Raw genomic sequence first — 24,839 nt, 5'->3', positions numbered from 1 at the left:
CTCATTACAGTGTGAAGGAGAGACGTAGCGCCAGCGCGGCGAGCGTCACAAACAGGACCGGCAGCGTCATGATGATGCCCGTCCGGAAATAGTAGCCCCAGGTAATCGTCATGTTTTTCTGCGCCAGCACGTGGAGCCAGAGCAGGGTGGCGAGGCTGCCGATAGGCGTGATTTTCGGCCCCAGATCGCAGCCAATCACGTTGGCGTAAATCATCGCGTCCTTGAGCAATCCCGTCGCCATGCTGCCCTCAATGGAGAGCGCGCCAATCAGCACCGTGGGCATATTGTTCATTATGGATGACAGGAACGCGGTGATGAACCCGGTTCCCAGCGTGGTGGCCCACAGTCCGTGTCCGGCCAGGCTATTCAGCACGCCAGTAAGATAATCCGTCAGCCCGGCATTGCGCAGGCCATACACCACCAGATACATCCCGAGCGAGAAAATAACAATCTGCCAGGGTGCGCCGCGCAGCACTTTTCCGGTGTTTATTGCATGTCCCCGTTTTGCGACAGCGAATAAAATCAGCGCGCCGACGGTGGCGATGGCGCTGACCGGAATGCCGAGAGGTTCAAGCACAAAGAAGCCGACGAGCAGAAGCAGCAGCACGATCCAGCCCGTTCTGAACGTCGGGAGATCGTGAATGGCCCGCTCGGGCTCCTGAAGTTTCGCCAGGTCATACTCCGGGGGAATTTCCTTGCGGAAGAAAAGATGCAGCATCACCAGCGTTGCGACAATCGCGGCAATATCAACGGGGATCATCACCGAGGCGTATTCGCTGAACCCCAGCTTAAAGAAGTCTGCCGACACGATGTTGACCAGGTTGGAGACAATCAGCGGCAGGCTGGCGGTATCGGCGATAAAACCTGCCGCCATCACAAACGCCAGCGTGGCCTGCTTGCTGAACCCCAGCGCCAGCAGCATGGCGATGACGATAGGCGTCAGGATCAGCGCCGCGCCGTCATTGGCAAACAGCGCCGCCACGGCCGCACCCAGCAGCACGATATAAGTAAACAGCAATCGCCCGCGACCATTTCCCCAGCGGGCAACGTGCAGCGCCGCCCACTCGAAAAAGCCGGACTCATCCAACAGCAAGCTGATAATGATGACGGCGATAAACGTCGCCGTGGCGTTCCAGACGATATTCCAGACCACAGGTATATCGTTAATGTGAATTACCCCGCTGGCCAGCGCCAGCACGGCGCCAATGGTCGCGCTCCAGCCGATACTGAGCCCTTTGGGCTGCCAGATGACCAGTACCAGCGTAAACAGAAAAATTGCCCCTGCCAGAAACATCTTTTACTCCGTTATATCTGTTTTTGTGAATGTATTGTTATCAGCACGAGCCTGGAAGTCGGTTTTTAAGCTTCATGCGCGTCTCTTCCCGCAGGCAGTTCCAGCTGGTGTCGATAACGGCTGCCGCCCATGCCGGCATGTTGGGAGAGAGACGGTAATGGACCCATTTGCCCTCGCGACGATCGATAACCAGCCCGGACTCGCGCAGCAAGGCCATATGGCGGGAGACTTTCGGCTGCGGTTCGCTGGTGGCGGAGCAGAGATCGCAGACACACAGCTCGCCCGCTTCACGGAGCAGCATGACGATGGCGAGTCGCGTTTCGTCGGAGAGGATTTTGAAGAGCTGGAGCGGGTGGAGCATTTAGTCATCCTGAATGTCTTTTATCATATGCATTAAATCATATATGTTTGTGGCGAGCGAGAGAAAAAGCTCATACAGGAGCGGGGTGTTCAAAAGAAGCTGTTAGAGGATATGTTGGAGGTCAAAATAGTCGTTATGGCTTGCCGGGACTACTCCTGACACCCGGAGGAAAGAAACCGCCCCCCTGAGACGGTTTCTTTTTATCTGCTCTCCTTCAACGTTCTTTTGTGCTCAGGCGCAACAGCGATCGTTCCATGTGTCACGGTAAATGATATTCCCCTCCGTGTACTTCCAGGAGATTGCTTCATAACGCAATTCGAGCGTTTCAAGGTGGGTGCTGCTCATCCCGTTAGGGGTCAGAAAGGGTGCCACTGTTGTGAACTTAACCTTTTCCATCACGATATTGAAATACTCGGCCTCGATACCGGACTCCAGAATGCGGTACATCTTAATGGTTCCTTTCTTCATCACTCGCCCTTCGCACACGGCGCGGTAAAGAAGCGGGGTAGTCTGATCAAACTCTTTGACTATCGTGATGGGACGATGGACGCGCGTGCCGGTGAGCTTGCCCCAGCTTGGGTCAACCGGAATGGTTACACCGTGGGTGAAAGATTTTAGCTCGATGGAACCGGGACGCGTGGGCATCGTGCAGCTACCAATAATCGGGGAGCCGTTCTCGTCTTCAAGCCATAGGTGTGCGGGTGTAGACATGTAATTTCCTTATTAGTAAACGTGAAGCATTGTTGGTCCTCAATGCCATATCCAGTAAGCCAGTCCCAGTATGACCAGGTAAAACAGAAGGATGAATCCCTGGCTAACCTCAGGGAAGTAAACATCAAGGACATAGCCGAAAATGAACGTGAGGATAATGGGAACATAGGTCCAGAAGAAAAACTGAGCCTGAGATTTAAGCCAGCGTCTCAGAAAGCTCATCAGTGTCTACCCATTAGCTTCAGGATCGAGTCCGCAGCACCATAAGGGCTTTGGCTATCAGTCCATTGTTGGGTTAGCACGCCCGCGCGCATAAACGCAGGCTCCACCAGGAAATACATCATCTCCAGCTCCCGTAGATACAACGCTTGATAGTAGGCGGGATGCATCACCTGCAGGCGGCGAGCGCTTTCAGCGGCCTTTTGCACAACCCCGTATATCCCAAGCCCGCCAAGAGCGGCACACGTTAACCCTGAAACGACCTTTACTCCCGAAGGTGGAATGGTCACGTAGAGGCAAACAGTCGATGCGACGCCCGCAGAGAATGAATACGAGGTTAGCGTGCTGGTGGATATGTAAACGTTAGCGCGTATTAGAGCATGCTGTATTGCGGCTAATTCTGCCGGGGAAAAATCCTTAACCAGCTCCTCAACGTACGTATTGATTATGTCAAACACGATGTTCCAGCGAGAAACGAGATGGAATATGCCTTTTCGGAAGCGAGCATCCTCCAGATTTTGTCTGGTACAGACATCGTAATATTCATCGGTAAAGCAGGAGGTGTAGTACAGCAGACGTTGGGCACCGGCACCTATATGACTCAGATGATTCTTTACTTCTTCACCTACCGCGCGTACCGCCCGATCCAGTTTCATTGCCAGTATCTTTTGGCTCTGAAGCTGGCGGACGATCTCTTCAGAATGGTACATGCTTGCTGGCCTCGCACTTCAGCTCAATCGAGAGATCTTTTGCTGCATCCCCTTAGACCGGCACGATCAGTACAACTGCCATTATTGCGCTTGAAAACTTCATTCCTGTTCCCTCCGAAATGTGTATCTATCCACTCCAGAGTATTCTCGTCACTTGTATGGAAGATCAAAGCAGATCATGTTTACAACAAGCAGGTTTTTTTAAGATTATGACCTGATATTGTTTAACCTAAATACAATCTGTCTGGCGTTCGAGGTGAAAATATATGAGTTCGATATTGAATGACTCGTTCCAAAATCCGAGAGGAATGCAGAAAGAATTATCTTACTGATACTAACCCGCAGCTGGCAGGTTTTTTTATTACCTGTTACAGCCACATAAAAAGTTCTGCTGCGACGATGTCGCCATGTAAGGGAAAGTGGTGGGGTAACTGATTGATTTTATTGGTTCTTAATTTCAGGCAACAAAAAAACATTTATGTAGAAGGGGTAGTGAAAACAATGACTTGCATTGGAATCAATGAGTTAGGTTAGTGGTAAGGGGTGGCGATTACGGGGAAATGCTAATTGCTACCGCCACTTTGTCGCCACTTGGCTCATCGTAGCTTACTTTAAACGCCAAGGCCCTTTCTCTTCGACTTGCTCTACCGTTCCTTCCGACTCAAGTTCGCGGAGAAGGGCAACAGCCCAGTATTGTTGCTGCGTACTTGGGGCTTTCGGGTAATCCCCCCAGTCGAGGCCGCAAAGGCGAAATACCTCTGATTGCTTAACTCCCTTACCATTTATGCGTCCATCTTGGTGCTTTGCCAAAGCAGCAAGAGCCAGTTCTTTTGCTTTAGTACGTAGCTCTAACCCCTGTTTCTGTAACTCATTCATAATCATTTTATCCTTGATAATCAAGACCGCCCTAATATTAGTCCCCAACTATCAGGTATTCACGTTAGTAGCGTCAATAGGTAGATGATACATGGTTGCCAGGGAATTGAATCGTAGGGCCGTTTCCAGATCATCAGGTACCAAGTGGGCATAGCGCATGGTCATTTCTATGTCGTGGTGACCTAGGATTTTCTGGAGCGCAAGGATGTTCCCACCGGACATCATAAAGTGTGCTGCAAATGTATGGCGCAAAATGTGGGTAAGCTGTCCGCGTGGAAGCGCAATGGAGGTTTTCTCCATCACAGATAAAATCGGAAGTAGCAATCAGTAAAGAACTTGAAACCATCCAGGGCAATGATTTCCTTGTGCAGCTTTCTACTGATCGGGATACTCCGGTTCTTCTTGCCCTTGATCCTAACGAAAGTGCTCCAGTATTTGGTGACCTCATAACGGGTTAAGTTCGCGTTTGTCACGGTAATGCGCGAACAATTTGGAACTGAGATCTGTAGTAAAATGGTTTCCTAGTGTATCGACCATCAGGATCAGCGTGCCATAAACATGCTTGCCAGCGGTCAGGGACATGCCGTGCAGTTTGAACCAGAGTTCAACCACGTCTTTCAGAGTCCAACGAGCTGCCAACTAGGCTAACCAAGGTTTCGATGCTATCTCATCCATAACATGACGTTCATAAGTCAGTGCCTCCCCCTTAGTGGCGAACTGTTTGCGCAAACGCCGTCCATCGGGTCTTCCAAGATAGCACTCGCAAAACCATCTGCCTGATTCAAGTTTTCTGACCGTCATGTTCACCTCTGAAAGTTCATTACTTTCAACTGATTTTTTATGCAGTTGTCAATGTATTATTGATTCAGAGTCATACTTTCACTAGAATTAATTATTTATCAGCGAGGGAAGATTTCAATTTTTCTTTCGCTGTTTCAAACAATGTAGTTATTCCCGGTGGTTGATCGGTATGATCAGAAAAAGCAGAATCACCAGACATATTCCAATCTTTGAATACTAAAACTGCGTCCTCTTTGGTTGCTGTGGAACCATAGATTTGCAGAAAAACTTGTCCAAACATTAAGGCATGTCTTCTGTCTTTTCTACGTATAGACTCATGGGTATACTTTTTGGAATTGCTTAAGCAGATGAATGAAAGCCATGAAAGAATAGATATTCCTAATAAACCACGAGTGAAAGAATAAAATAATTCGAATCCTTTTAATTCATCAAAATTAATTGTTACTGTCAATGATAAAAGAGAAGCTAGAACAGCGGCTATCCCGAAAAATCCACCACAACCAGCCCATACTTTAGACATCAAAATGAAATGATTATCATCTGAACTAAGTTCGGTTTTTACGCTGTTTACATAACCAGGTATTTTTTCGTCAATTCGTTTTTGTTGAACAAGGCTTTGAAGTTCAGTGTTGGAATTAACTAATTTAGTTATTTCTTTTGCACCTGTCTCAATGAGTTTTTTTGCTTCAGCAATATCTTTCTGTAGTTCGGCATTCGTTGTTAAAAGTTGATTATTCAGTTCTTCAAGTTCAATGATTCTATGATTTGTTTTGCTATTTTGGTTTGATAGGGATTCATTAGTATCATAATAATATTTTAAATACTTATTTTTATAATCTTTATCATTTGATTTTATTTCTTCTTCAGACGGTTCAGTTTTAAAAATGAATCCAAGAAGCTCATTTTGAAACTCGTGAATTCTTCCTCTCAGAATCAACCATCTTAATTTTTGATAGTCATCAAAGGATAGTGCATTTTTATACTGATCGAGGAGTTCAGTATTTTCTTTTATGATTTTCTCTTCATTGTCGATATTTCTTTCATTAGTACTCATTTTAATTCCTGCTAAAGGTGGTCTATCAGTATGCTTCTGCATTTGGCGATAACTTTTATATCATCTACAGACCATTCAAAATCGATTAAAATGCTGCTGACGTTAATTTTTCCAAATGGAATTCTGGTTCTTGTACAAATGCTAACTTAACTTCAATTTCAGCTAACCATTCCCATAAATTAACTCGCGACATTCTGATTCGTCAATATAAATTTTGTCAACATCAGATACACAAGAAATATGACTGTGGTTTTTAGGAAGTAATACCTTATCGATAGAGTAGTAATTTTCATCGTGTAAGACACCTTCAATGATTTTTTGTGACTGATTGAAGAAATATCATCATTCAACTCTGAATTTTTGGATCCGATTCCGCTGGCTAACCAGCTTAAGGATATACCTGTTTCAAGAGCATATAGGATTATCCAGTCAGCAGGGAACGTATCCCGCATATATCTTTTAGCCAAAGTGCTTTTAGAGACATCTAGGTGATCGGCTAATGCCTGTCGCGTTGTAAAACCATACGCCTCTATCAAGCATTCAATCGCAGCCTTGCCACCCTGATTGGGATTTATTTTGATCTCGTTTGGGTACTTTGATGTTGCCATGTCTCGTATGCGATCCCAGTATCAATTTTGTTTCCAATTGGGCGATTGTCACGTTGACAAGCGGCTCACCACAAGCCAATAGGAGATGTTGCATCATGAAGCCTAATTTTTCAATCACTCTGAATACACCGTACGTCACAAGTGAACGCTATAGCGAGCGACATCCTAAACGACATGCCAGCAGATGGTCGGTTGCCTCGTCATCGTTTGCATTAAGATAATGAGAGATGTTGCCTTTGGTAAATCTGTACGGCTTTGTGGTCATACCTTAATCCACATACTCGAAAGGGATGCCTGAACAGTTAACGTAAGGCTCCTAGTTCGCTGCTTGCGCTGTGCCTTTCATTTGCCTCAACTGCGTGCTTCATGAGCCGATTATTTTACCCTCACAGCTTGCTCAACAATCTCCACCACCTGGCGTCTGCTAAATCCTGTTTCGTTCGCGATCTCCATCAGTTTGGCTTCTGCCATAGCTTTGCTGCGCATTGCTGAGAGCGTTGGCTTAAAAGGATGAGTGTTACCTTGAATGTTTAATGGGAGCGGAATACTTCTTATCAGCGTTTCTTCCAGCACCCAAGGTTCTTCGTCTGCTACCCAGTATACTTTTGCATTCTGTTCCATCCAAAGATCGAGCCATTGTTCCCCAGCATGGGTAAATGTCGTTCTGTTTCCCCTTCCAACACGACGGAGGGGATAATTGCTTACTGCCGCAAGCAAAACACCTAGCGTTCGTCTCAGCGTAGAGCCTTCGGCATTTCCGCTGTAGTGAGTTTTGATGCGTGTTTTGAGATTGGCTCGACTATTAGGTTTCCCTTTTTTGTCGGGAGAAATACCCACATAAAGCAGAGTTAGCCCATCATGAGTTAGGCAACCTTCTGTTGGAACGCCCGGCGGGATTTCTTTGAACCACCAAAAATAGACTCCGTTGATGGCGGGAACGGGTGTTGGTCGACTCATAACTTCCGTTCTGTTAAATGTCTTGTCAGGATAAAAATTGAACACTGATATTCTCCGCGCTGATTTATCCGGGTATTTTATGGGATCATCAACTGGGATTGCTTGATTTACTAAGGGGAAGATATGAGTTTAAAAGTGACGACACAGCAGGTGGATACCTGGAAGAAACGTATTCAAAGAGATGGGTTGAAAGGTTCGACCTACTTTTGTCAGCAGAGCGGTGCTGTGTGGGTATCTGCATCCGTTGACCACCAGGCAATATGTCAGCGCGTTTTAGGGCAAGATTCGGGAACAAGCTCTCTGTCGAGTTACCTGCGCTGGGATGATGTGAGTGCGGTTGATCTGGTTGAACTGCTGTATGCGATTGAAACGGCGTAGAAAGGCTTTGCCTATGGCTATTTGCCACAAGGACACGAACTTCAGACAACAAAAAACCCATCAACCTTGAACCAAAACGGCGGGGTTGATGGGCTCCACAAATTGGGGACATCAAAGAAAAGCAGTGGCACTAGTTATGACTGCCCCCTGCTAAAAAAGTTCTGCGCGTTACAAAAATTTTTTCATTACGCGCAAACTTAGGAGTTATCCGAGTCCCGGCCAGATGATGATAATCAGCGTACCCGCCAGCGTCAGCAGTACGTTCGCGATAGCATAGGTGCCTGCATACCCCAGCGCCGGGATGTTGCTGCGCGCGGTATCGCTGATGATTTCCATCGCCGGCGCGCAGGTACGGGCCCCCATCATTGCCCCGAACAGCAGGGCGCGGTTCATACGCAGCACGTAGGCGCCGAACAGGAAGCAGATCACCACCGGCACCAGGCTGACGATAAGGCCGGAAACCAGCATCTGCCAGCCGACGGCGCCCAGGCTGTGGCCGATGCCGCTGCCCGCGCTCAGGCCGACGCCCGCCATAAACACCATCAGACCGAACTCTTTCACCATGTTCAGCGCGCCCTGCGGAATGTAGCCGAAGGTCGGATGGTTGGCTCGCAGGAAGCCCAGCATGATCCCGGCGAACAGCAGACCGGCAGCGTTACCGATGCCGAAGCTAAAGTTGCTGAACTGGAAGGTGATCATCCCGATCATCAGGCCAACAATGAAGAAGGCGCAGAAGGCCAGCAGGTCGGTGACCTGGCTGTGAATCGAGATAAAGCCGATGCGGTCGGCAACGGTTTTTACGCGTCGCGCGTCGCCGCTGACCTGCAGCACGTCGCCTTTGTTGAGCACAACGTTGTCGTCGATAGGCATCTCAATCTGGCTGCGGATCACGCGGTTGAGGAAGCAGCCGTGGTCGGTCAGCTTCAGCTGCGCCAGACGGCGGCCCACGGCGTTATGGTTTTTCACCACGATCTCTTCGGTGACGATGCGCATGTCGAGCAGGTCGCGGTCGAACACCTCTTTGCCGTTACGGAAGCTCGGGTCGAGACGGGCGTGGGCGTCCGGGTAACCCACCAGCGCGATGTCGTCGCCCATCTGCAGCACCGCGTCGCCGTCCGGGTTCGCCAGAATGCCGTTGCGGCGGATACGTTCGATGTAGCAGCCCGTCTGGCGGTAAATCCCCAGTTCGCGAAGATTTTTGCCGTCTGCCCATGCCACCAGCTCCGGCCCGACGCGGTAGGCGCGGATAACCGGGAGATAGACTTTACGTTTGGAATCGGTATCCAGGCCGCGCTCGCGGGCGATTTGCTGAGCGCTGGTCTGCAGATCCTGATGCTGCAGTTTTGGCAGGTAGCGCGCGCCAACGATCAGGCTCACCAGACCAATCAGATAGGTCAGGGCGTAGCCCAGGCTCAGATGGTCGAGGGCGGTAGAGAGCTGCGCACCCGCCATGCCGGAATGGCGCAGGGTATCACCGGCGCCCACGAGCACGGGGGTGGAGGTCATGGAGCCGGCCAGCATACCGGCCGTAAGCCCGATATCCCAGCCAAACAGTTTGCCCAGCCCTAACGCGATCAGCAGCGCGCTGCCGACCATCACCAGCGCCAGCATCAGATAATTTTTGCCGTCGCGGAAGAAAATTGAAAAAAAGTTAGGTCCCGCTTCTACGCCAACGCAAAAAATAAACAGCATAAAACCTAAGTTCAGCGCGTCCGTGTTAATGCTGAAGTGCTGCTGGCCTAATAATAAGGAGACGACTAAAACGCCAATGGAATTACCGAGTTGAACCGAACCCAGACGCAATTTACCCAGGCAAAGACCCAGCGCCAGTACCACAAATAATAACAGGATGTAATTCCCATTTAACAAGTCTGCGACGTTTATATTCACGGAGGCTAACTTCTTGTTTACCAGTAAGTTGTTGAATGAAAGGACTTTTTGGGCTACTGTTTTCTGGATCAGGGAAAAGCGCTAACGCTCCCTGTTTCCTGCTTTATTCCCTAAAACATTAGCTGGCGTGTAGTTTAATCGCATTAGCTACTGACAGCTACTGATTATCGCATCACCCTGTGCGTACTTTGGCATGGATTGCCGCACTGCTTTATCTGACTGGGCGTCTATCCGACGAATGTGTATTTGATAGAGATAAGTCAGGAGGATAGTTTGAATATGAAACGAAACTGGGCGGGGGTGATCAGCTGTTTTTTGCTGTTCACGGTCGTGTGCATGTCGCTCGCATTTAATGTAAAGGGCGCGTTCAGGGCGTCCGGGCATCCTGAGCTAGGGTTGCTCTTCTTCACGTTGCCGGGGGCTGCCGCCAGTTTTCTCTCCCGTCAAGGGGAGGTGGTGAAACCGCTGCTCGGCGCCATGCTCGCTGCACCGCTGTGTCTGCTGATGATGCGCTTGATGTATATTTCAACGCGGAGTTTCTGGCAGGAGCTGGCGTGGTTGCTGAGCGGCGTATTCTGGTGCGCGCTTGGCGCGCTGTGCTATCTGTTTGTGCGCAGCCTGGTTCAGCACCGACGGCACCGCAAATAAAAACGCCCTCAGGGTGAGGGCGTCTCTTCATTACTGCTCGGCAAACAGGCCCAGATGCTCTTTAGCGTAGGCCTCAAAGTCGGTGCAACCGCCGATGTGTTTCTGATCGAGGAAGATCTGCGGCACGGTTTCAACCGGCTTACCGACGGTTTTTTCCAGGTCGGCTTTGGTGATGCCTTCCGCGTGGATGTCCACATAGCGGAAGTTGAAGTCATCGCGCTCTTCGGTCAGTTTCTCAGCCAGCTCTTTCGCGCGCACACAGTAAGGGCACCCTGGACGACCAAAAATTACTGCAAACATTTCTCTCTCCTCAAAAAACAAGCCTGACGGCGAATGACACGTATAGTGCCCCATAACCCGCCGTCATTAAAGAAGGTTTCGCCTGTCGTTATAATATCTATGAGCTATGTTTCGCCAATTACACCGCGCACATCATTGCCTATACTGGCTGCCATACGTATTAAGCAAGACTAAAGAGAGACAAGATGACGCCAACCATAGACCTGCTCCAGTCCCACCGCTCCATTCGCCACTTTACCGATGAGCCGATTACCGAGGCACAGCGTAATGCGATTATCGACAGCGCAAGAGCCACCTCCAGCTCCAGCTTTTTGCAGTGCAGCTCGATTATCCGTATTACTGATAAGGCCATGCGTGAACAGCTGGTGACGCTCACCGGCGGGCAGAAGCATGTGGCTCAGGCAGCCGAGTTCTGGGTGTTCTGCGCCGACTTTAACCGCCACCTGCAGATCTGCCCTGAGGCGGAACTTGGGCTGGCCGAACAGCTGCTGCTGGGCGTGGTGGATACCGCGCTGATGGCGCAAAACGCCTTTACGGCCGCGGAATCGCTGGGGTTAGGCGGTGTCTATATCGGCGGGCTGCGTAACAACATTCAAAGCGTGACCGACCTGCTGAAGCTGCCAAAACACGTGCTGCCGCTGTTTGGCCTCTGCCTCGGCTGGCCGGCGGACAACCCGGATCTCAAGCCGCGCATTCCTGCCGCGATGCTGGTGCATGAAAACCATTACCAGCCGGTCGATCAGGATGTCCTGAATCAATACGACGAAGAGCTGGCGAACTACTACATGACGCGCGGCAGCAATAACCGTCGCGACACCTGGACGGACCATATTCGCCGCACCATCATCAAAGAAAACCGCCCGTTTATTCTTGAGTATCTGCACAAGCAGGGCTGGGCAACGCGATAGTCCATTCCTCCTGCGCCTGCCTGCGTATATGATATGCAGGCTTTTTCCATGTCTTCAGAGAGGTGCAGGGTGAAAATTGCCATATTGTCCCGGGACGGAACGCTCTATTCATGTAAGCGCCTGCGAGAAGCGGCGGCGAAACGCGGGCATCAGGTTGAGATCCTCGACCCGATGTCCTGCTATATGAACATCGACCCCGCCGCCTCGTCGATTCACTACAAAGGCCGCAAGCTGCCGCACTTCGATGCGGTGATCCCCCGCATCGGCTCCCAGATTACCTACTACGGCACCGCCGCGCTGCGCCAGTTCGAGATGCTGGGCAGCTATCCGCTCAACGAATCCGTCGCCATTTCCCGCGCCCGCGACAAGCTGCGCTCTCTACAGCTGCTCGCACGACAGGGGATCGATCTTCCGGTCACGGGCATTGCTCATTCACCGGACGACACCAGCGATCTGATCGATATGGTGGGCGGCGCGCCTTTAGTGATCAAGCTGGTGGAAGGCACGCAGGGTATTGGCGTGGTGTTAGCGGAAACGCGTCAGGCGGCGGAGAGCGTGATCGACGCCTTTCGCGGGCTGAATGCGCACATTCTGGTGCAGGAGTACATTGAAGAGGCGAAAGGGCGCGACATTCGCTGTTTCGTGGTGGGGAACGAGGTCGTGGCGGCCATCGAGCGCCAGGCCAAAGAGGGCGACTTCCGCTCTAACCTTCACCGCGGCGGCGTAGCGCGGGTAGCCGATATTAGCGAACGCGAACGGGAAATAGCCGTGAAAGCGGCGCAAACCCTGGGGCTGGACGTAGCGGGCGTGGACCTTCTTCGGGCGACGCGCGGGCCGCTGGTGATGGAGGTGAACGCCTCCCCGGGGCTGGAAGGTGTGGAAAAAACCACAGGGGTCGATATTGCAGGTAAAATGATCTCATGGATCGAGCGTCATGCCACGCCGGGTTACTGTCTGAAAACGGGCGGTTAAATGGATTACCGGGCGCTTTTTGAGTACCCTATGCGAAGTTTTTACTAAAGAGGCTGCACAGCGATGGATTTACAGGTCGTACCTACACTGGATACGTTACGTCAATGGCTTGATGATGCCGGGATCACGTTCTTCGAATGTGATTCCTGCCAGGCGCTGCATCTGCCTCATATGCAGAATTTCGACGGCATTTTCGATGCCAAAATCGATCTGATTAACGACGTGATCCTTTTTTCCGCGCTGGCCGAAGTGAAGCCTTCTGCGCTGCTGGCGCTGGCCTCCGATCTCTCGGCTATCAACGCCAGTTCTTTGACGGTGAAAGCATTTCTCGATATACAGGACGATAATCTGCCAAAACTGGTCGTTTGCCAGTCTTTATTCTCCGGGGCAGGGCTGTCGTTCAAGCAGTTCGCCTGGTTTATGCGCCTGAGCGAAGAGCAAATTTCCATGGTTATGATGGAAGCCAATGCACATCATCTGCTGTATAGCGCGGAAGACGATGCTGAGAATAATGATGCATCTCCCAATTTTCTTCACTAAGCCTGTCTGACTTTTGCGCAGTCGCTGCCATAGCGGCTGCAGAAGGCCATTTTTTCTGCTGCCTTTAACCTTTCTTTAAAGAATTTTTCACCTCCCTCAAGGCCATTTCGGCTTATCACGTAGACTTAACCTGCATAAAAAATTGATAAAAGGCGTTTTTTCGTCTGGGCTATAGCCGGAGACACGGGCTACAGTTATTCTTGCGATGCTTAAAAAAGCGAGCGGATCCTGCCGGGTAAAGAGGTTTCTTTTTATTTTGAGCAGAGCGACAAACTATGCATGATTTTTGCATATATCCAGATTGCACAGTTTAGTTCGTTTGTTAACGAGCTTTCAGAAGGAATAACACTATGATCGCCTTGAATAAAAAATGGTTATCGGGTCTGGTTGCGGGTGCTCTGATGGCCGTCTCTGCCGGCACGCTCGCTGCGGAACAAAAAACGCTGCACGTATACAACTGGTCTGACTATATTGCGCCGGACACGGTCGCTAATTTTGAAAAAGAGACCGGCATTAAAGTGGTCTATGACGTTTTCGATTCCAACGAAGTGCTGGAAGGAAAGCTGATGGCAGGCAGCACCGGTTTTGACCTGGTCGTACCTTCCGCAAGCTTCCTGGAGCGTCAGCTGACGGCGGGCGTCTTCCAGCCGCTGGACAAGAGCAAGTTATCGAACTGGAAAAACCTCGATCCGGAAGTGCTGAAGCTGGTGGCGAAGCACGACCCGGACAACAAATACGCCATGCCTTACCTGTGGGCGACCACCGGTATCGGCTATAACGTGGATAAAGTCAAAGCCGCGCTGGGCCCGGACGTTAAGCTGGACAGCTGGGACGTGGTGCTGAAGCCGGAAAATCTTGAGAAGCTGAAAAGCTGCGGCGTCTCCTTCCTCGATGCGCCGGAAGAGATTTTCGCCACCGTGCTGAACTACCTGGGCAAAGACCCGAACAGCAATAAAGCCGATGATTACACCGGCCCGGCGACCGATCTGCTGCTGAAGCTGCGTCCAAACATTCGCTACTTCCACTCGTCCCAGTACATCAACGACCTGGCGAACGGCGACATCTGCGTGGCAATCGGCTGGGCTGGGGACGTGTGGCAGGCGGCGAACCGCGCGAAAGAGGCGAAAAACGGCGTGAATGTGTCCTACTTTATTCCGAAAGAGGGGGCGCTGGCCTTCTTTGACGTCTTCGCCATGCCGGCTGACGCGAAAAACAAAGACGAAGCCTACCAGTTCCTTAACTACCTGATGCGTCCTGAGGTGATTGCCCACATCAGCGATCACGTTTACTACGCCAACGGTAACAAGGCCTCCGTGCCGCTGGTGAGCGAAGCGATCCGCAGTAATCCGGCAATCTATCCGCCAGCGGACGTGTTCGCCAAGCTGTTCACCCTGAAGGTTCAGGATCCAAAAATTGACCGCGTGCGTACCCGCGCGTGGACCAAGGTGAAAAGCGGTAAATAACGGCGTTAGGTAACGTTGCCCGGTGGCGCTATCGCTTACCGGGCCTACACAACCCGTAGGCCGGGCAAGCGTTCGCGCCGCCCGGCGATGCGCACCCAGACGGTGCGTTTGCACCAGTATTGATCTATGCCGGAGAGCACCCCGTGAATGACGCGATCCCCCGCCCGCAGGCGAAAGTCCGTAAAGCGCTGACCCCGCTTCTTGAAATTCGTAACCTCACCAAATCTTTCGATGGCCAGCATGCCGTGGACGACGTCAGCCTGACTATCTATAAAGGCGAAATATTCGCGCTACTGGGCGCATCGGGCTGCGGTAAATCGACCCTGCTGCGTATGCTGGCCGGTTTTGAACAGCCTACCGCCGGGCAAATTATGCTCGATGGCGTGGATCTCTCCAGCGTGCCGCCGTATCAGCGCCCGATTAACATGATGTTCCAGTCCTACGCGCTGTTTCCGCACATGACGGTGGAGCAAAACATCGCCTTTGGCCTGAAGCAGGACAAGCTGCCTAAAGCCGAAATCACCGCGCGCGTGGCCGAAATGCTGAGCCTGGTGCATATGCAGGAGTTCGCGAAGCGTAAGCCGCACCAGCTTTCCGGCGGTCAGCGTCAGCGCGTGGCGCTGGCGAGAAGCCTGGCGAAACGCCCGAAACTGCTGCTGCTCGACGAGCCGATGGGCGCGCTGGATAAAAAGCTGCGCGACCGTATGCAGCTCGAAGTGGTCGATATCCTCGAGCGCGTGGGGGTGACCTGCGTGATGGTCACCCATGACCAGGAAGAGGCCATGACCATGGCCGGGCGTATCGCGATCATGAACCGCGGGAAGTTCGTGCAGATTGGCGAGCCGGAAGAGATTTACGAGCATCCGACCACCCGCTACAGCGCGGAGTTCATCGGATCGGTTAACGTCTTCGAAGGGCTGCTGAAGGATCGTCAGGAGGATGGTCTGGTCATCGAATCACCGGGGCTGCAGCATCCGCTTAAGGTCGATCCTGACAGCTCGGTGGTGGATAACGTGCCGGTCTACGTGGCGCTGCGCCCGGAGAAGATCATGCTCTGTGACGATCCGCCTGCCGATGGCTATAACTTTGCCGTCGGGGAAGTGGTGCACATTGCCTATCTGGGCGATCTCTCCATTTACCACGTGCGTCTGAAAAGCGGACAGATGCTCAGCGCGCAGCTACAGAACGAACATCGCTACCGCAAGGGGCAGCCGACCTGGGGCGACGAAGTGCGCCTGTGCTGGGACGCGGACAGCTGCGTCGTGCTGACGGTATAAGGAGCGATCATGAGCACACTTGAACCTCCAGCCCGCGTCAAAAAACCGGGCGGCTTTGCCTACTGGCTGACGCGCCTTAAGATGAACCACGGGCGCAAGCTGGTAATCGCCATGCCTTACGTGTGGCTGATCCTGCTGTTCCTGCTGCCGTTCCTGATCGTCTTTAAGATCAGCCTGGCGGAGATGGCGCGGGCGATCCCGCCGTATACCGATCTGTGGGAGTGGGCCGACGGGCAGCTGACGCTGACGCTGAATCTGGGCAACTTCCTCCAGCTCACCGAGGATCCGCTCTATTTCGAAGCCTATCTGCAGTCTCTGCAGGTGGCGGCGATCTCGACGCTCTGCTGTCTGGTGATGGGCTACCCGCTGGCGTGGGCCGTGGCGCACAGTAAGCCGTCAACGCGCAACATCCTGCTGCTGCTGGTGATCCTGCCATCGTGGACCTCGTTTCTGATACGCGTTTACGCGTGGATGGGGATCCTGAAAAACAACGGGGTGCTGAATAATTTTCTGATGTGGCTTGGGGTTATCGATCAGCCGCTGACCATCCTGCACACCAACCTTGCGGTCTATATAGGCATTGTGTATGCCTATCTGCCGTTTATGGTGCTGCCGATTTACACCGCCCTGACGCGGATTGACTACTCGCTGGTGGAAGCCTCGCTCGATCTCGGCGCGCGTCCGCTGAAGACCTTCTTCAGCGTGATTGTCCCGCTGACCAAAGGCGGAATCATTGCCGGGTCGATGCTGGTGTTTATTCCGGCGGTCGGGGAGTTTGTGATCCCGGAACTGCTCGGCGGGCCGGACAGCATCATGATTGGCCGCGTGCTGTGGCAGGAGTTCTTCAATAACCGCGACTGGCCGGTGGCGTCGGCGGTGGCGATTATCATGCTCCTTCTGCTGATCGTCCCGATCATGTGGTTCCATAAGCATCAGCAGAAACAGATGGGAGATCGCGGATGAACAACTTACCGGTAGTACGCTCCCCGTGGCGCATTCTGATCCTCGTTCTCGGCTTCACCTTCCTGTATGCGCCGATGCTGATGCTGGTGATCTACTCGTTCAACAGCTCTAAGCTGGTGACGGTCTGGGCGGGCTGGTCGACGCGCTGGTACAGCGAGCTGTTCCACGACGACGCGATGATGAGCGCGGTGGGGCTGAGCCTGACCATTGCCGCGCTGGCGGCCACGATGGCCTGCGTTCTGGGCACCATCGCCGCGCTGGTGATGGTGCGCTTCGGGCGTTTTCGCGGCTCAAACGGTTTCGCCTTTATGATCACTGCCCCGCTGGTGATGCCGGACGTCATTACCGGCCTGTCGCTGCTGCTGCTGTTCGTGGCCCTGGCGCACGCCATCGGCTGGCCGGCGGATCGCGGCATGCTCACCATCTGGCTGGCGCACGTCACCTTCTGTACCGCGTATGTGGCGGTGGTGATCTCCTCGCGCCTGCGCGAGCTGGACCGCTCCATTGAAGAGGCGGCGATGGATCTCGGCGCCACGCCGCTAAAGGTCTTTTTCATCATTACCCTGCCAATGATTATGCCGGCGGTGATCTCCGGCTGGCTGCTGGCGTTCACGCTCTCCCTCGACGATCTGGTTATCGCCAGCTTTGTCTCAGGGCCGGGCGCGACGACGCTGCCGATGCTGGTCTTCTCCAGCGTGCGCATGGGGGTGAACCCGGAGATCAATGCTCTGGCCTCTATCATCCTCGGCGTGGTCGGAATTGTCGGATTTATCGCCTGGTATTTGATGGCGCGCGCGGAAAAACAGCGCGTGCGCGATATCCAGCGTGCAAGACGCGGCTGAAGGATTTAAAATTTCCGGTGATGTGCCGCGCATGACGCGGCACTGTTTTTCAGGGAAGTAAAACATTGGGATTAGTAAAAAAATCACGTATTACGCACGCCCGTCCTAACGTTCCTGCGCTGGTTCAGGTGGCGGCGCTCGCCATTATTATGATCCGCTGCCTGGACGTGCTGATGATTTTGAATACGCTGGGCGTGCGCGGCATCGGGGAATTCATTCACCGCAGCGTGCAGACGTGGAATCTGACGCTGGTCTTTTTAAGCAGCCTGGTGCTGGTGTTTATCGAGATCTACTGCGCGTTTTCGCTGGTCAAAGGGCGAAACTGGGCGCGCTGGGTCTATCTGCTCACGCAGGTGACCGCCGCCAGCTATCTGTGGGCCGCCTCGCTGGGCTATGGCTATCCTGAGCTGTTCAGCATTCCGGGCGAGTCGCGACGTGAGATTTTCCATGCGCTGGTCATGCAAAAACTGCCGGATATGCTGGTGCTCTGCCTGCTTTTCGTTCCGGCGTCCAGTCGGCGGTTCTTCCGCCTGCAATAATGTGTATAATCGCAGCCCTCGTTTTCCTTAAGGTTTTCATATGCAGTGCGCACTCTATGACGCCGGACGCTGCCGCTCCTGTCAGTGGATAGAACAGCCGGTTTCTCAACAGCTCACCGCCAAAATGGCCGACCTGCAACAGCTGCTGACAGCGCGCGCGGTGGGCGAGTGGTGCGCACCCGTCAGCGGCCCGGAGCAGGGCTTTCGTAACAAAGCCAAAATGGTGGTCAGCGGCAGCGTTGAAAAACCGCTGCTGGGGATGCTGCACCGCGACGGCACGCCGGAAGACTTAACCGACTGCCCGCTCTATCCCGCCTCGTTTGAGCCGGTCTTTGCCGCACTGAAACCGTTTATCGCTCGCGCGGGGTTAACGCCTTACAACGTTGCCCGCAGGCGCGGCGAGCTGAAGTACCTTCTCCTGACGGAAAGCCAGATCGACGGCGGCATGATGCTGCGCTTCGTGCTGCGCTCGGAAGCCAAGCTGGCGCAGCTGCGCGCGGCGCTGCCGTGGCTGCAGGAACAGCTTCCTCAGTTAAAGGTGATTACCGCAAACATTCAGCCGGTGCATATGGCGATCATGGAAGGGGAGAAAGAGGTTTTCTTCACCGACCAGCACGCGCTGGCAGAGAGCTTCAACGGCGTGCCGCTGTGGATCCGCCCGCAAAGCTTCTTCCAGACCAACCCGACCGTGGCAAGCAGCCTGTACGCCACCGCCCGCGACTGGGTGCGCGCGTTAAACATCCATCATATGTGGGACCTGTTCTGCGGCGTGGGCGGTTTTGGCCTGCACTGCGCCACGCCTGAGATGCAGCTCACCGGTATTGAGATCTCCGCTGAAGCGATTGCCTGCGCAAAGCAGTCCGCCGCTGAGCTGGGGTTAACCAATCTGCACTTCCAGGCGCTGGATTCCACGCAGTTCGCGACCGGTCAGGGCAACGTGCCGGAGCTGGTGCTGGTTAATCCGCCGCGTCGTGGGATTGGCAAATCCCTGTGCGACTACCTGAGCCAGATGGCGCCGGAATACATCGTCTATTCAAGCTGTAACGCACAGACCATGGCGAAAGATATCGCTAATCTGCCGGGCTACCGCATTGAACGCGTGCAGCTTTTCGATATGTTCCCGCATACCGCGCATTATGAAGTCCTGACGTTGCTCGTGAAATCTTAAACAAAATGTGAACTCTGCCCGCCCATAAAATCAGGTAAGCTTACGTCATAAGAGATGAATAAAGGCTTACCCATGAAGCAGATCCTGCTGGTGGAAGACGACCACGATATCGCGGCGCTTCTGCGGCTCAACTTAGAAGACGAAGGCTACGCCATCACCCACGAGCCCGACGGGGGCAACGCCCTGCAGCGCCTTGAAAAACAGCCGTGGGATGCGGTGATCCTCGACCTGATGCTGCCCAACGTTGACGGCCTGGAGATCTGCCGCCGCATCCGCCAGATGACCCGCTACCTGCCGGTGATCATCATCAGCGCCCGCAGCAGCGAAACCGACCGCATCACCGGGCTGGAAACCGGCGCCGATGATTATCTGGCAAAACCCTTTTCAGTGCAGGAACTGATTGCCCGCATCAAAGCGCTGTTCCGCCGCCAGCAGGCGATGGGGCAGGCGCAGGCTGACGGGCAAATTCAGGCCCACGGCCTGACGATCGATCCCCTGGCGCGCAGCGTGCTGCTTCACGGCCAGGTGGTGGATCTCACCCCGCGCGAATTCGAACTGCTGTACTTCTTCGCCCGCCATCCTGGCGAGGTGTTTTCCCGTCTGGCACTGCTGGAGCAGGTGTGGGGCTATCAGCACGAGGGCTATGAGCACACCGTCAACACCCATATCAACCGCCTGCGCATCAAGATTGAGAAGGACGCCGCCGAGCCGGAGATAATTCGCACCGTCTGGGGCAAGGGTTATAAATTTGCGGAGCCAAACCATGATGCGCCGCTTTAGCCTGAGCCAGCGCCTGACGCTGCTGTTTGTCCTGCTGATGATGCTCTGTGCTACCGTCGCCTGCGCGGTACAGCTCTACAGCAGTATGCAGTACGGCAACGCGATGGTGCAGCGGTTGTCGGGCGGCCTGGCGCAGCAGATCGTCCAGCGGGAACCGATTCTGGACGCGCAGGGCAGGGTTGACCGCACAGCGCTGAAGCCGCTGTTCGACCGGCTGATGACCTTCAACCCGAGCGTTGAACTGTACGTTATCTCGCCGGACGGCGGAATCCTGGCCGATGCCGCACCGCCGGGCCATATTCAGCGGCAAAAAATCGACCTGGCACCGGTTCAGACCTTCCTGAGCGGTACCGCCATACCGGTACTGGGCGACGATCCGCGCAGTCAAAATAAAAAAGTGTTCAGCGCCACGCCGCTGCGGCAGGACGGCGAGCTTAAGGGCTACCTGTACATCATTTTGCAGGGCGAGGAGTCGAACGCGCTGGCGGAAATGGCCTGGCATAAGGCGCTCTGGAGCACGGTGCTCTGGTCATTGCTGTGGGTCGCTCTGTTTGGCCTGCTGGCGGGACTGCTGGTCTGGTACTGGGTGACGCGTCCGGTTAAGCGCCTGACGGAAGAGGTCACCGGCCTGGAGCAGGACAGCATTAGCGCAATCAGTCTGCTCGCAGCACAGCCGCCGGATGCCGCAGCCAATGACGAAGTGGCGCTCCTGCGCAACAGTTTCATCGAGCTGGCGCGGAAAATTACCCGCCAGTGGGACCAGCTGGCCGACAGCGATCGCCAGCGCCGGGAGTTTATCGCCAACATTTCGCACGATCTTCGCACGCCGCTGACCTCGCTGCTGGGCTATCTTGAAACCCTGTCGCTCAAATCCGCCACCCTGACGCCGCAGGAGCACCAGCAGTATCTCGCCACCGCGCTGCGTCAGGGACAAAAGGTACGACATCTTTCCCAGCAGCTTTTCGAGCTGGCGCGCCTTGAGCATGGCGGCATTAAGCCGCAGCGCGAGCGTTTCGCGATGGGAGAGCTGATTTCCGACGTGGCGCAGAAGTTTGAGCTTACCGCCCGCACGCGCGAGGTGAATCTGCATATTGACGTGCCGGGCCCCTTGCCGCTGGTCAATGCCGATGTGTCGATGATCGAGCGCGTGGTGACCAACCTGCTCGATAACGCGATGCGTCATACGCCCACTGGCGGGGAAATTCGTCTGGCGGTCTGGCAGGAGAATGAACGGCTTCAGGTCGAAGTGGCAGACTCCGGAACGGGTGTGGATGCCTCGCTGCGCGACGATCTGTTCCAGCGGCCTTCGGCGCTGAATACCCAGGCATCGCGGGAGAACCGCGGCGGGTTAGGGCTGTTAATCGTTAAGCGAATGCTGGAGCTGCACGGCGGCGGGATCAGGCTGATGGAGTCCGTGAGCGGGGCGCGGTTCAGGTTCTTTGTGCCGCTGTGAGAAACTGCCGGGTGGCGCTGCGCTTACCCGGCCTACAGACCACCCCCGTAGGCCAGACCACCCGGCAAAAAGAGATTACTGCGGGAACCACTGCTCGCTGATTTTCTGGTACGTGCCGTCTGCTTTAATCGCCTTCAGCGCGCCGTTCAGTTTTTCCAGCAGGGCTTTGTTATCCGGGCGTACCGCGATGCCGAGGCCCGTGCCGAAGTACTGCGGATCGGTCACTTTTTCCGTTGCGGTGCCCAGCTGCGGGTTGGTTTTCAGCCATTCGTTTACCACGGCGGTGTCGCCGAATACGCCGTCGATACGGCCGTTTTTCAGGTCGATAATCGCGTTCTGGTAGCTGTCATAGGCCACGGTTTTCACTTCAGGATGTTTGTCCTGCAGGTATTTCTGGTGCGTGGTGCCATTTTCCATCCCGATGCGTTTGCCTTTCAGCTCGTCAAAGGATTTATAAGCCCCTTTCTTCGCAATTACCACCGCCGAGTTGGCGTAGTACGGGTCGGTGAACGCGACCTGCTTGCTACGCTCCGGCGTGATGTCCATCCCGGAGATCACCGCATCGTATTTCTTGAATTTCAGCGACGGGATCAGACTGTCGAAGGCATGGTTGGTAAAGGTGCAGTCGGCCTGCATCTGCTTGCACAGGGCTTTCGCCAGGTCGATATCGAAACCGACGATCTGATTGCTGGCGTCCAGCGATTCAAACGGCGGATAGGTGGCCGAAACGCCAAAATTGATTTTATCAGCAGCGGATGCGCCAGCGGCGAAGGTGGCGAGTAGTGCGGCCAGAACTAACTTTTTCATTGTAATGCTCCCGTCTGTCTATCTTGTCATTATGCGCCGTGTCTGCGGCATGGATGTACAATGCCAGCTAATGAATTTATATGCAATAAATATGATTAAATATTATGTGGAGTATAAAAAAAAGCGGATAAGCCATTGGGTTATCCGCTCTGGTAATTACGTTTTATGCACCCGCGTGATTAATTTCTGCGCTCAAACGCTAACGCTTTACGCTCAATCAGTCGCATCATCAATGTCAGCAGACCGTTCACCACCAGATAGACCACGCCAGCCGCACCGAACACCATCACGTCATAGGTGCGCCCGTACAGCAACTGCCCGTGACCCATCACTTCCATCAGGGTGATGGTGTAGGCCAGAGAAGTACTCTTAAACACCAGCACCACTTCGTTGGAGTAAGAGGAGAGCGCGCGCTTGAAGGCGTACGGCAGCAGGATCGCCAGCGTGTCTTTTTTGCTCATGCCCAGCGCACCGCAGGACTGCCATTGTCCTTCCGGGATGGCACGGATCGCCCCGTAAAACAGCTGGGTGGTATAGGCCGCGCTGTTCAGCGAAAGGGCAATCAGAGCGCAGAGCCACGGCTCAGAGAGCAGGTGCCAGATAACCGGATACGCCTGCAGCGACGGGAACTGGCCCGGACCGTAGTAAATCAGGAAGATCTGCACCAGCAGCGGCGTACCGGTAAACAGGGTGATGTAGCCGCGCACGATCCACACCAGCACCGGCGTTTTCAGCGTCAGGATGATGGTGAAGATGAGCGCCAGGATCAGCGCCACAATGATGGACGCCACGGTCAGCGTCAGGCTGGTGTGCAGCCCTTTCATCAGCTCCGGGAAATATTCAAGCATCAGCCTGGTCTCCGTTCAAAGCGCGTCGCACGCAGGTCAATACGCTTGAGGATGTACTGACTGAGCAGCGTGATTACCAGGTAGATAGCCGCCGCCACGATGTACCAGGTAAATGGCTCCTGAGTACGGGTGGCGATGCTTTTGGTTTGCAGCATCAAATCGTTCACGCTGATCAGACTCACCAGCGCGGTATCTTTCAGCAATACCAGCCACTGGTTGCCCAGGCCCGGCAGGGCGTGGCGCCACATCTGCGGCATCACCAGACGGAAGAAGATCGCTGCTTTCGACATGCCCAGCGCCTGACCGGATTCCCACTGCCCCTGCGGTACCGCTTTCAGCGCACCGCGCAGGGTTTGCGACGCGTACGCGGAGTAGAGCAGGGAGAGGGCAATCACGCCGCAGAGGAACGGGCTGACGTCAAAGTTGTCAATCTGCATCTGCACCGGTATCTGCGCAAAGCCGAGATTGATCGTGAAGCCGTCCGACAGCGTGAGCAGCAGCTGTGAGGAGCCGAAATAGATGAACAGGACCACCAGAATTTCCGGTAGCCCACGCAGTACGGTGACCAGCGCGGAGCCCGCCCAGGCGACGGGGAACCATTTTGCTGATTCCCACACCGCAAAGAACATCGCCAGCACCAGGCCGATAATCAGTGCGCAAACGGCAAGGCCGACGGTCATCCCGGCGGCGCTTGCTAAAGGAAAAATTTCATTCATCAGGAATTACTTCTGGAACCATTTTTTGTAGATGGTTTCGTAGGTGCCGTCTTTCTTCACTTTTTCCAGCGCAGCGTTGAATTTCTGCTGCAGCTCGGTGTTGCCCTGACGAACGGCAATCCCCAGACCGGTACCGAAGTAATCTTTATCGGTCACTTTGTCGCCCACTGGCGCCAGTTTGTCGTTGGCTTTCAGCCACTCGGTCACGACAGCGGTATCACCAAATACCCCGTCGATACGGCCATTCTGCAGATCCAGCTTCGCGTTCTGGTAGCTGTCGTACGGAACGGTGGTGATTTCCGGATGTTTATCCATGATGAACTTCTGGTGCGTGGTGCCGTTCTGCACGCCGACTTTCTTGCCTTTCAGCTGATCGACAGAGGTGAATTTACCTTTCTGACCAATAAACAGGGCGGAGTTGTCGTAGTAAGGGGTGGTGAACAGCACCTGCTTTTCGCGCTCAGGAGTGATGTCCATACCGGCCATGACGGCGTCAATACGGCGGAACTTCAGGCTTGGGATCAGGCTGTCGAACGCCTGATTGCTGAAGGTACAGGTTGCGTCGATCTCTTTACACAGGGCGTTTGCCAGGTCTACGTCGAAGCCAACAATTTTGTTGTTCGCATCAATGGACTCAAACGGAGGGTAGGAGGCTTCCGTGGCGAAACGAATGGTCTGGGCTGCGGTAGCGGAAAGGGTAACGCCAGCAAGCAGCACGGCAAGTAATACTTTTTTCATTATATTTCCCCTGACACA

27 protein-coding genes and 2 pseudogenes are annotated in these 24,839 nt (G+C 53.9%); 14 read left to right on the top strand and 15 right to left on the bottom strand.

The features are described 5' to 3' along the window. Window positions 1-4 precede the first annotated feature (4 nt). From ACTJI7_RS05055 to ACTJI7_RS05020, 8 genes and pseudogenes are all read right to left on the bottom strand, one after another. The gene (locus ACTJI7_RS05055; protein WP_232948021.1) at window positions 5-1,294 is read right to left on the bottom strand and encodes an arsenic transporter; all 1,290 of its coding nucleotides are present in this window, start codon (window positions 1,292-1,294) and stop codon (window positions 5-7) included. A gap of 40 nt (window positions 1,295-1,334) precedes the next feature. Beyond that, on the bottom strand, window positions 1,335-1,655 hold the full coding sequence (locus ACTJI7_RS05050; protein WP_126817720.1) for a metalloregulator ArsR/SmtB family transcription factor: 321 nt from the start codon (window positions 1,653-1,655) through the stop codon (window positions 1,335-1,337). Window positions 1,656-1,886: 231 nt separating this feature from the next. After that, window positions 1,887-2,366, bottom strand: a complete 480-nt coding sequence (locus ACTJI7_RS05045; RefSeq protein WP_192978643.1) for an Hcp family type VI secretion system effector — start codon at window positions 2,364-2,366, stop codon at window positions 1,887-1,889. Window positions 2,367-2,587: 221 nt separating this feature from the next. Next, entirely contained in the window at window positions 2,588-3,295 is a 708-nt protein-coding gene (locus tag ACTJI7_RS05040) for a hypothetical protein (RefSeq protein ID WP_192978645.1), read from the bottom strand. 606 nt (window positions 3,296-3,901) lie between these two features. Beyond that, window positions 3,902-4,171, bottom strand: a complete 270-nt coding sequence (locus ACTJI7_RS05035; RefSeq protein WP_192978647.1) for a hypothetical protein — start codon at window positions 4,169-4,171, stop codon at window positions 3,902-3,904. A 51-nt stretch (window positions 4,172-4,222) separates the two neighbouring features. Beyond that, window positions 4,223-4,972: pseudogene (locus ACTJI7_RS05030) on the bottom strand (phage integrase). 91 nt (window positions 4,973-5,063) lie between these two features. Continuing rightward, window positions 5,064-6,026, bottom strand: coding sequence for a hypothetical protein (locus tag ACTJI7_RS05025; protein ID WP_440669796.1), 963 nt, complete (start codon window positions 6,024-6,026; stop codon window positions 5,064-5,066). A 179-nt stretch (window positions 6,027-6,205) separates the two neighbouring features. Continuing rightward, window positions 6,206-6,634: a helix-turn-helix transcriptional regulator gene (locus ACTJI7_RS05020; RefSeq protein WP_226859116.1), complete on the bottom strand. Its 429-nt coding sequence runs from the start codon at window positions 6,632-6,634 to the stop codon at window positions 6,206-6,208. 95 nt (window positions 6,635-6,729) lie between these two features. Here ACTJI7_RS05020 and ACTJI7_RS05015 point away from each other — a divergent pair. Then, window positions 6,730-6,844: pseudogene (locus ACTJI7_RS05015) on the top strand (regulator); the annotation flags it as partial. Between the two features lie 165 nt (window positions 6,845-7,009). On the opposite strand, the gene ACTJI7_RS05010 reads toward ACTJI7_RS05015, so the two are convergent. Then, complete coding sequence (locus tag ACTJI7_RS05010) at window positions 7,010-7,591, bottom strand: GIY-YIG nuclease family protein (RefSeq protein ID WP_192978649.1); 582 nt, start codon at window positions 7,589-7,591, stop codon at window positions 7,010-7,012. Between the two features lie 123 nt (window positions 7,592-7,714). Here ACTJI7_RS05010 and ACTJI7_RS05005 point away from each other — a divergent pair, with 123 nt between their 5' ends. Further along, the gene (locus ACTJI7_RS05005; RefSeq protein WP_131641656.1) at window positions 7,715-7,969 is read left to right on the top strand and encodes a hypothetical protein; all 255 of its coding nucleotides are present in this window, start codon (window positions 7,715-7,717) and stop codon (window positions 7,967-7,969) included. A gap of 204 nt (window positions 7,970-8,173) precedes the next feature. Here ACTJI7_RS05005 and ACTJI7_RS05000 read toward each other — a convergent pair whose 3' ends face one another. Further along, window positions 8,174-9,859: an aspartate:alanine antiporter gene (locus ACTJI7_RS05000; protein ID WP_014169303.1), complete on the bottom strand. Its 1,686-nt coding sequence runs from the start codon at window positions 9,857-9,859 to the stop codon at window positions 8,174-8,176. 279 nt (window positions 9,860-10,138) lie between these two features. On the opposite strand from ACTJI7_RS05000, the gene ACTJI7_RS04995 reads away from it, so the two are divergent. Beyond that, window positions 10,139-10,507, top strand: coding sequence for an inner membrane protein YbjM (locus ACTJI7_RS04995; protein WP_080339193.1), 369 nt, complete (start codon window positions 10,139-10,141; stop codon window positions 10,505-10,507). Window positions 10,508-10,537: 30 nt separating this feature from the next. On the opposite strand, the gene ACTJI7_RS04990 is transcribed toward ACTJI7_RS04995, so the two are convergent. Further along, the gene (locus tag ACTJI7_RS04990; RefSeq protein WP_028012502.1) at window positions 10,538-10,807 is read right to left on the bottom strand and encodes a GrxA family glutaredoxin; all 270 of its coding nucleotides are present in this window, start codon (window positions 10,805-10,807) and stop codon (window positions 10,538-10,540) included. A 185-nt stretch (window positions 10,808-10,992) separates the two neighbouring features. Between ACTJI7_RS04990 and nfsA the strand changes: the two genes are divergently transcribed. From nfsA to ACTJI7_RS04935, 11 genes are all read left to right on the top strand, one after another. After that, window positions 10,993-11,715, top strand: a complete 723-nt coding sequence (gene nfsA, locus ACTJI7_RS04985) for a nitroreductase NfsA (protein ID WP_028012503.1) — start codon at window positions 10,993-10,995, stop codon at window positions 11,713-11,715. A gap of 69 nt (window positions 11,716-11,784) precedes the next feature. Then, window positions 11,785-12,687, top strand: coding sequence for a 30S ribosomal protein S6--L-glutamate ligase (gene rimK, locus ACTJI7_RS04980; protein ID WP_028012504.1), 903 nt, complete (start codon window positions 11,785-11,787; stop codon window positions 12,685-12,687). Between the two features lie 63 nt (window positions 12,688-12,750). Then, a complete protein-coding gene (locus ACTJI7_RS04975; protein ID WP_003858385.1) occupies window positions 12,751-13,227 on the top strand; it encodes a YbjN domain-containing protein in 477 nt (158 codons plus the stop codon). A gap of 350 nt (window positions 13,228-13,577) precedes the next feature. Further along, the gene (gene potF, locus ACTJI7_RS04970; protein WP_041910676.1) at window positions 13,578-14,690 is read left to right on the top strand and encodes a spermidine/putrescine ABC transporter substrate-binding protein PotF; all 1,113 of its coding nucleotides are present in this window, start codon (window positions 13,578-13,580) and stop codon (window positions 14,688-14,690) included. 143 nt (window positions 14,691-14,833) lie between these two features. Next, the gene (gene potG, locus ACTJI7_RS04965) at window positions 14,834-15,967 is read left to right on the top strand and encodes a putrescine ABC transporter ATP-binding subunit PotG (protein WP_045630953.1); all 1,134 of its coding nucleotides are present in this window, start codon (window positions 14,834-14,836) and stop codon (window positions 15,965-15,967) included. Window positions 15,968-15,976: 9 nt separating this feature from the next. Beyond that, on the top strand, window positions 15,977-16,930 hold the full coding sequence (gene potH / locus ACTJI7_RS04960) for a putrescine ABC transporter permease PotH (protein ID WP_192978653.1): 954 nt from the start codon (window positions 15,977-15,979) through the stop codon (window positions 16,928-16,930). Next, entirely contained in the window at window positions 16,927-17,772 is an 846-nt protein-coding gene (gene potI / locus ACTJI7_RS04955; RefSeq protein ID WP_192978654.1) for a putrescine ABC transporter permease PotI, read from the top strand. Before potH ends, potI begins: the two co-directional genes overlap by 4 nt. Window positions 17,773-17,837: 65 nt before the next feature. Next, window positions 17,838-18,311 carry a YbjO family protein gene (locus tag ACTJI7_RS04950; RefSeq protein ID WP_028012509.1) on the top strand — a complete coding sequence of 158 codons (474 nt, stop codon included), beginning with the start codon at window positions 17,838-17,840 and terminating at the stop codon, window positions 18,309-18,311. A 40-nt stretch (window positions 18,312-18,351) separates the two neighbouring features. Then, complete coding sequence (gene rlmC, locus ACTJI7_RS04945) at window positions 18,352-19,479, top strand: 23S rRNA (uracil(747)-C(5))-methyltransferase RlmC (protein ID WP_192978656.1); 1,128 nt, start codon at window positions 18,352-18,354, stop codon at window positions 19,477-19,479. Window positions 19,480-19,551: 72 nt separating this feature from the next. Next, entirely contained in the window at window positions 19,552-20,259 is a 708-nt protein-coding gene (locus tag ACTJI7_RS04940; protein WP_041912037.1) for a response regulator transcription factor, read from the top strand. Beyond that, window positions 20,243-21,712, top strand: a complete 1,470-nt coding sequence (locus tag ACTJI7_RS04935; RefSeq protein WP_192978658.1) for a sensor histidine kinase — start codon at window positions 20,243-20,245, stop codon at window positions 21,710-21,712. The genes ACTJI7_RS04940 and ACTJI7_RS04935 overlap by 17 nt, the downstream gene beginning before the upstream one ends. A gap of 75 nt (window positions 21,713-21,787) precedes the next feature. On the opposite strand, the gene artJ is transcribed toward ACTJI7_RS04935, so the two are convergent. The 4 genes from artJ to artI all read right to left on the bottom strand — a co-directional run bounded on the left by artJ (window position 21,788) and on the right by artI (window position 24,821). Continuing rightward, on the bottom strand, window positions 21,788-22,519 hold the full coding sequence (artJ, locus tag ACTJI7_RS04930) for an arginine ABC transporter substrate-binding protein ArtJ (RefSeq protein WP_015571008.1): 732 nt from the start codon (window positions 22,517-22,519) through the stop codon (window positions 21,788-21,790). Between the two features lie 179 nt (window positions 22,520-22,698). Further along, window positions 22,699-23,367: an arginine ABC transporter permease ArtM gene (gene artM, locus ACTJI7_RS04925; RefSeq protein ID WP_028012513.1), complete on the bottom strand. Its 669-nt coding sequence runs from the start codon at window positions 23,365-23,367 to the stop codon at window positions 22,699-22,701. Continuing rightward, window positions 23,367-24,083 (bottom strand): arginine ABC transporter permease ArtQ, encoded by a 717-nt coding sequence (artQ, locus tag ACTJI7_RS04920; RefSeq protein WP_028012514.1) that lies wholly within the window; start codon window positions 24,081-24,083, stop codon window positions 23,367-23,369. Before artQ ends, artM begins: the two co-directional genes overlap by 1 nt. Window positions 24,084-24,089: 6 nt before the next feature. Continuing rightward, entirely contained in the window at window positions 24,090-24,821 is a 732-nt protein-coding gene (gene artI, locus ACTJI7_RS04915) for an arginine ABC transporter substrate-binding protein ArtI (protein WP_008500032.1), read from the bottom strand. Window positions 24,822-24,839: the final 18 nt, after the last annotated feature.

The sequence above is a fragment of the Enterobacter sp. 22499 genome, from assembly GCF_052044815.1.
In the GTDB taxonomy this organism is placed as follows: domain Bacteria; phylum Pseudomonadota; class Gammaproteobacteria; order Enterobacterales; family Enterobacteriaceae; genus Enterobacter; species Enterobacter bugandensis.
This window is presented reverse-complemented; position numbering and strand designations above follow the sequence as displayed.

What these genes read in the sequence shown, in the direction of transcription:
- potF (WP_041910676.1), top strand. Translation starts at nt 13,578, where the DNA reads ATGATCGCCTTGAATAAAAAATGGTTATCGGGTCTGGTTGCGGGTGCT.
- rlmC (WP_192978656.1), top strand. Translation starts at nt 18,352, where the DNA reads ATGCAGTGCGCACTCTATGACGCCGGACGCTGCCGCTCCTGTCAGTGG.
- ACTJI7_RS04940 (WP_041912037.1), top strand. Translation starts at nt 19,552, where the DNA reads ATGAAGCAGATCCTGCTGGTGGAAGACGACCACGATATCGCGGCGCTT.
- artQ (WP_028012514.1), bottom strand. Translation starts at nt 24,083, where the DNA reads ATGAATGAAATTTTTCCTTTAGCAAGCGCCGCCGGGATGACCGTCGGC.
- ACTJI7_RS04995 (WP_080339193.1), top strand. Translation starts at nt 10,139, where the DNA reads ATGAAACGAAACTGGGCGGGGGTGATCAGCTGTTTTTTGCTGTTCACG.
- ACTJI7_RS05005 (WP_131641656.1), top strand. Translation starts at nt 7,715, where the DNA reads ATGAGTTTAAAAGTGACGACACAGCAGGTGGATACCTGGAAGAAACGT.
- ACTJI7_RS04990 (WP_028012502.1), bottom strand. Translation starts at nt 10,807, where the DNA reads ATGTTTGCAGTAATTTTTGGTCGTCCAGGGTGCCCTTACTGTGTGCGC.
- artM (WP_028012513.1), bottom strand. Translation starts at nt 23,367, where the DNA reads ATGCTTGAATATTTCCCGGAGCTGATGAAAGGGCTGCACACCAGCCTG.
- ACTJI7_RS05025 (WP_440669796.1), bottom strand. Translation starts at nt 6,026, where the DNA reads ATGAGTACTAATGAAAGAAATATCGACAATGAAGAGAAAATCATAAAA.
- ACTJI7_RS05035 (WP_192978647.1), bottom strand. Translation starts at nt 4,171, where the DNA reads ATGAATGAGTTACAGAAACAGGGGTTAGAGCTACGTACTAAAGCAAAA.
- artJ (WP_015571008.1), bottom strand. Translation starts at nt 22,519, where the DNA reads ATGAAAAAGTTAGTTCTGGCCGCACTACTCGCCACCTTCGCCGCTGGC.
- ACTJI7_RS05045 (WP_192978643.1), bottom strand. Translation starts at nt 2,366, where the DNA reads ATGTCTACACCCGCACACCTATGGCTTGAAGACGAGAACGGCTCCCCG.
- artI (WP_008500032.1), bottom strand. Translation starts at nt 24,821, where the DNA reads ATGAAAAAAGTATTACTTGCCGTGCTGCTTGCTGGCGTTACCCTTTCC.
- ACTJI7_RS05050 (WP_126817720.1), bottom strand. Translation starts at nt 1,655, where the DNA reads ATGCTCCACCCGCTCCAGCTCTTCAAAATCCTCTCCGACGAAACGCGA.
- potI (WP_192978654.1), top strand. Translation starts at nt 16,927, where the DNA reads ATGAACAACTTACCGGTAGTACGCTCCCCGTGGCGCATTCTGATCCTC.
- ACTJI7_RS05055 (WP_232948021.1), bottom strand. Translation starts at nt 1,294, where the DNA reads ATGTTTCTGGCAGGGGCAATTTTTCTGTTTACGCTGGTACTGGTCATC.
- potH (WP_192978653.1), top strand. Translation starts at nt 15,977, where the DNA reads ATGAGCACACTTGAACCTCCAGCCCGCGTCAAAAAACCGGGCGGCTTT.
- ACTJI7_RS04975 (WP_003858385.1), top strand. Translation starts at nt 12,751, where the DNA reads ATGGATTTACAGGTCGTACCTACACTGGATACGTTACGTCAATGGCTT.
- ACTJI7_RS05040 (WP_192978645.1), bottom strand. Translation starts at nt 3,295, where the DNA reads ATGTACCATTCTGAAGAGATCGTCCGCCAGCTTCAGAGCCAAAAGATA.
- nfsA (WP_028012503.1), top strand. Translation starts at nt 10,993, where the DNA reads ATGACGCCAACCATAGACCTGCTCCAGTCCCACCGCTCCATTCGCCAC.
- ACTJI7_RS05020 (WP_226859116.1), bottom strand. Translation starts at nt 6,634, where the DNA reads ATGGCAACATCAAAGTACCCAAACGAGATCAAAATAAATCCCAATCAG.
- ACTJI7_RS04935 (WP_192978658.1), top strand. Translation starts at nt 20,243, where the DNA reads ATGATGCGCCGCTTTAGCCTGAGCCAGCGCCTGACGCTGCTGTTTGTC.
- ACTJI7_RS05010 (WP_192978649.1), bottom strand. Translation starts at nt 7,591, where the DNA reads ATGAGTCGACCAACACCCGTTCCCGCCATCAACGGAGTCTATTTTTGG.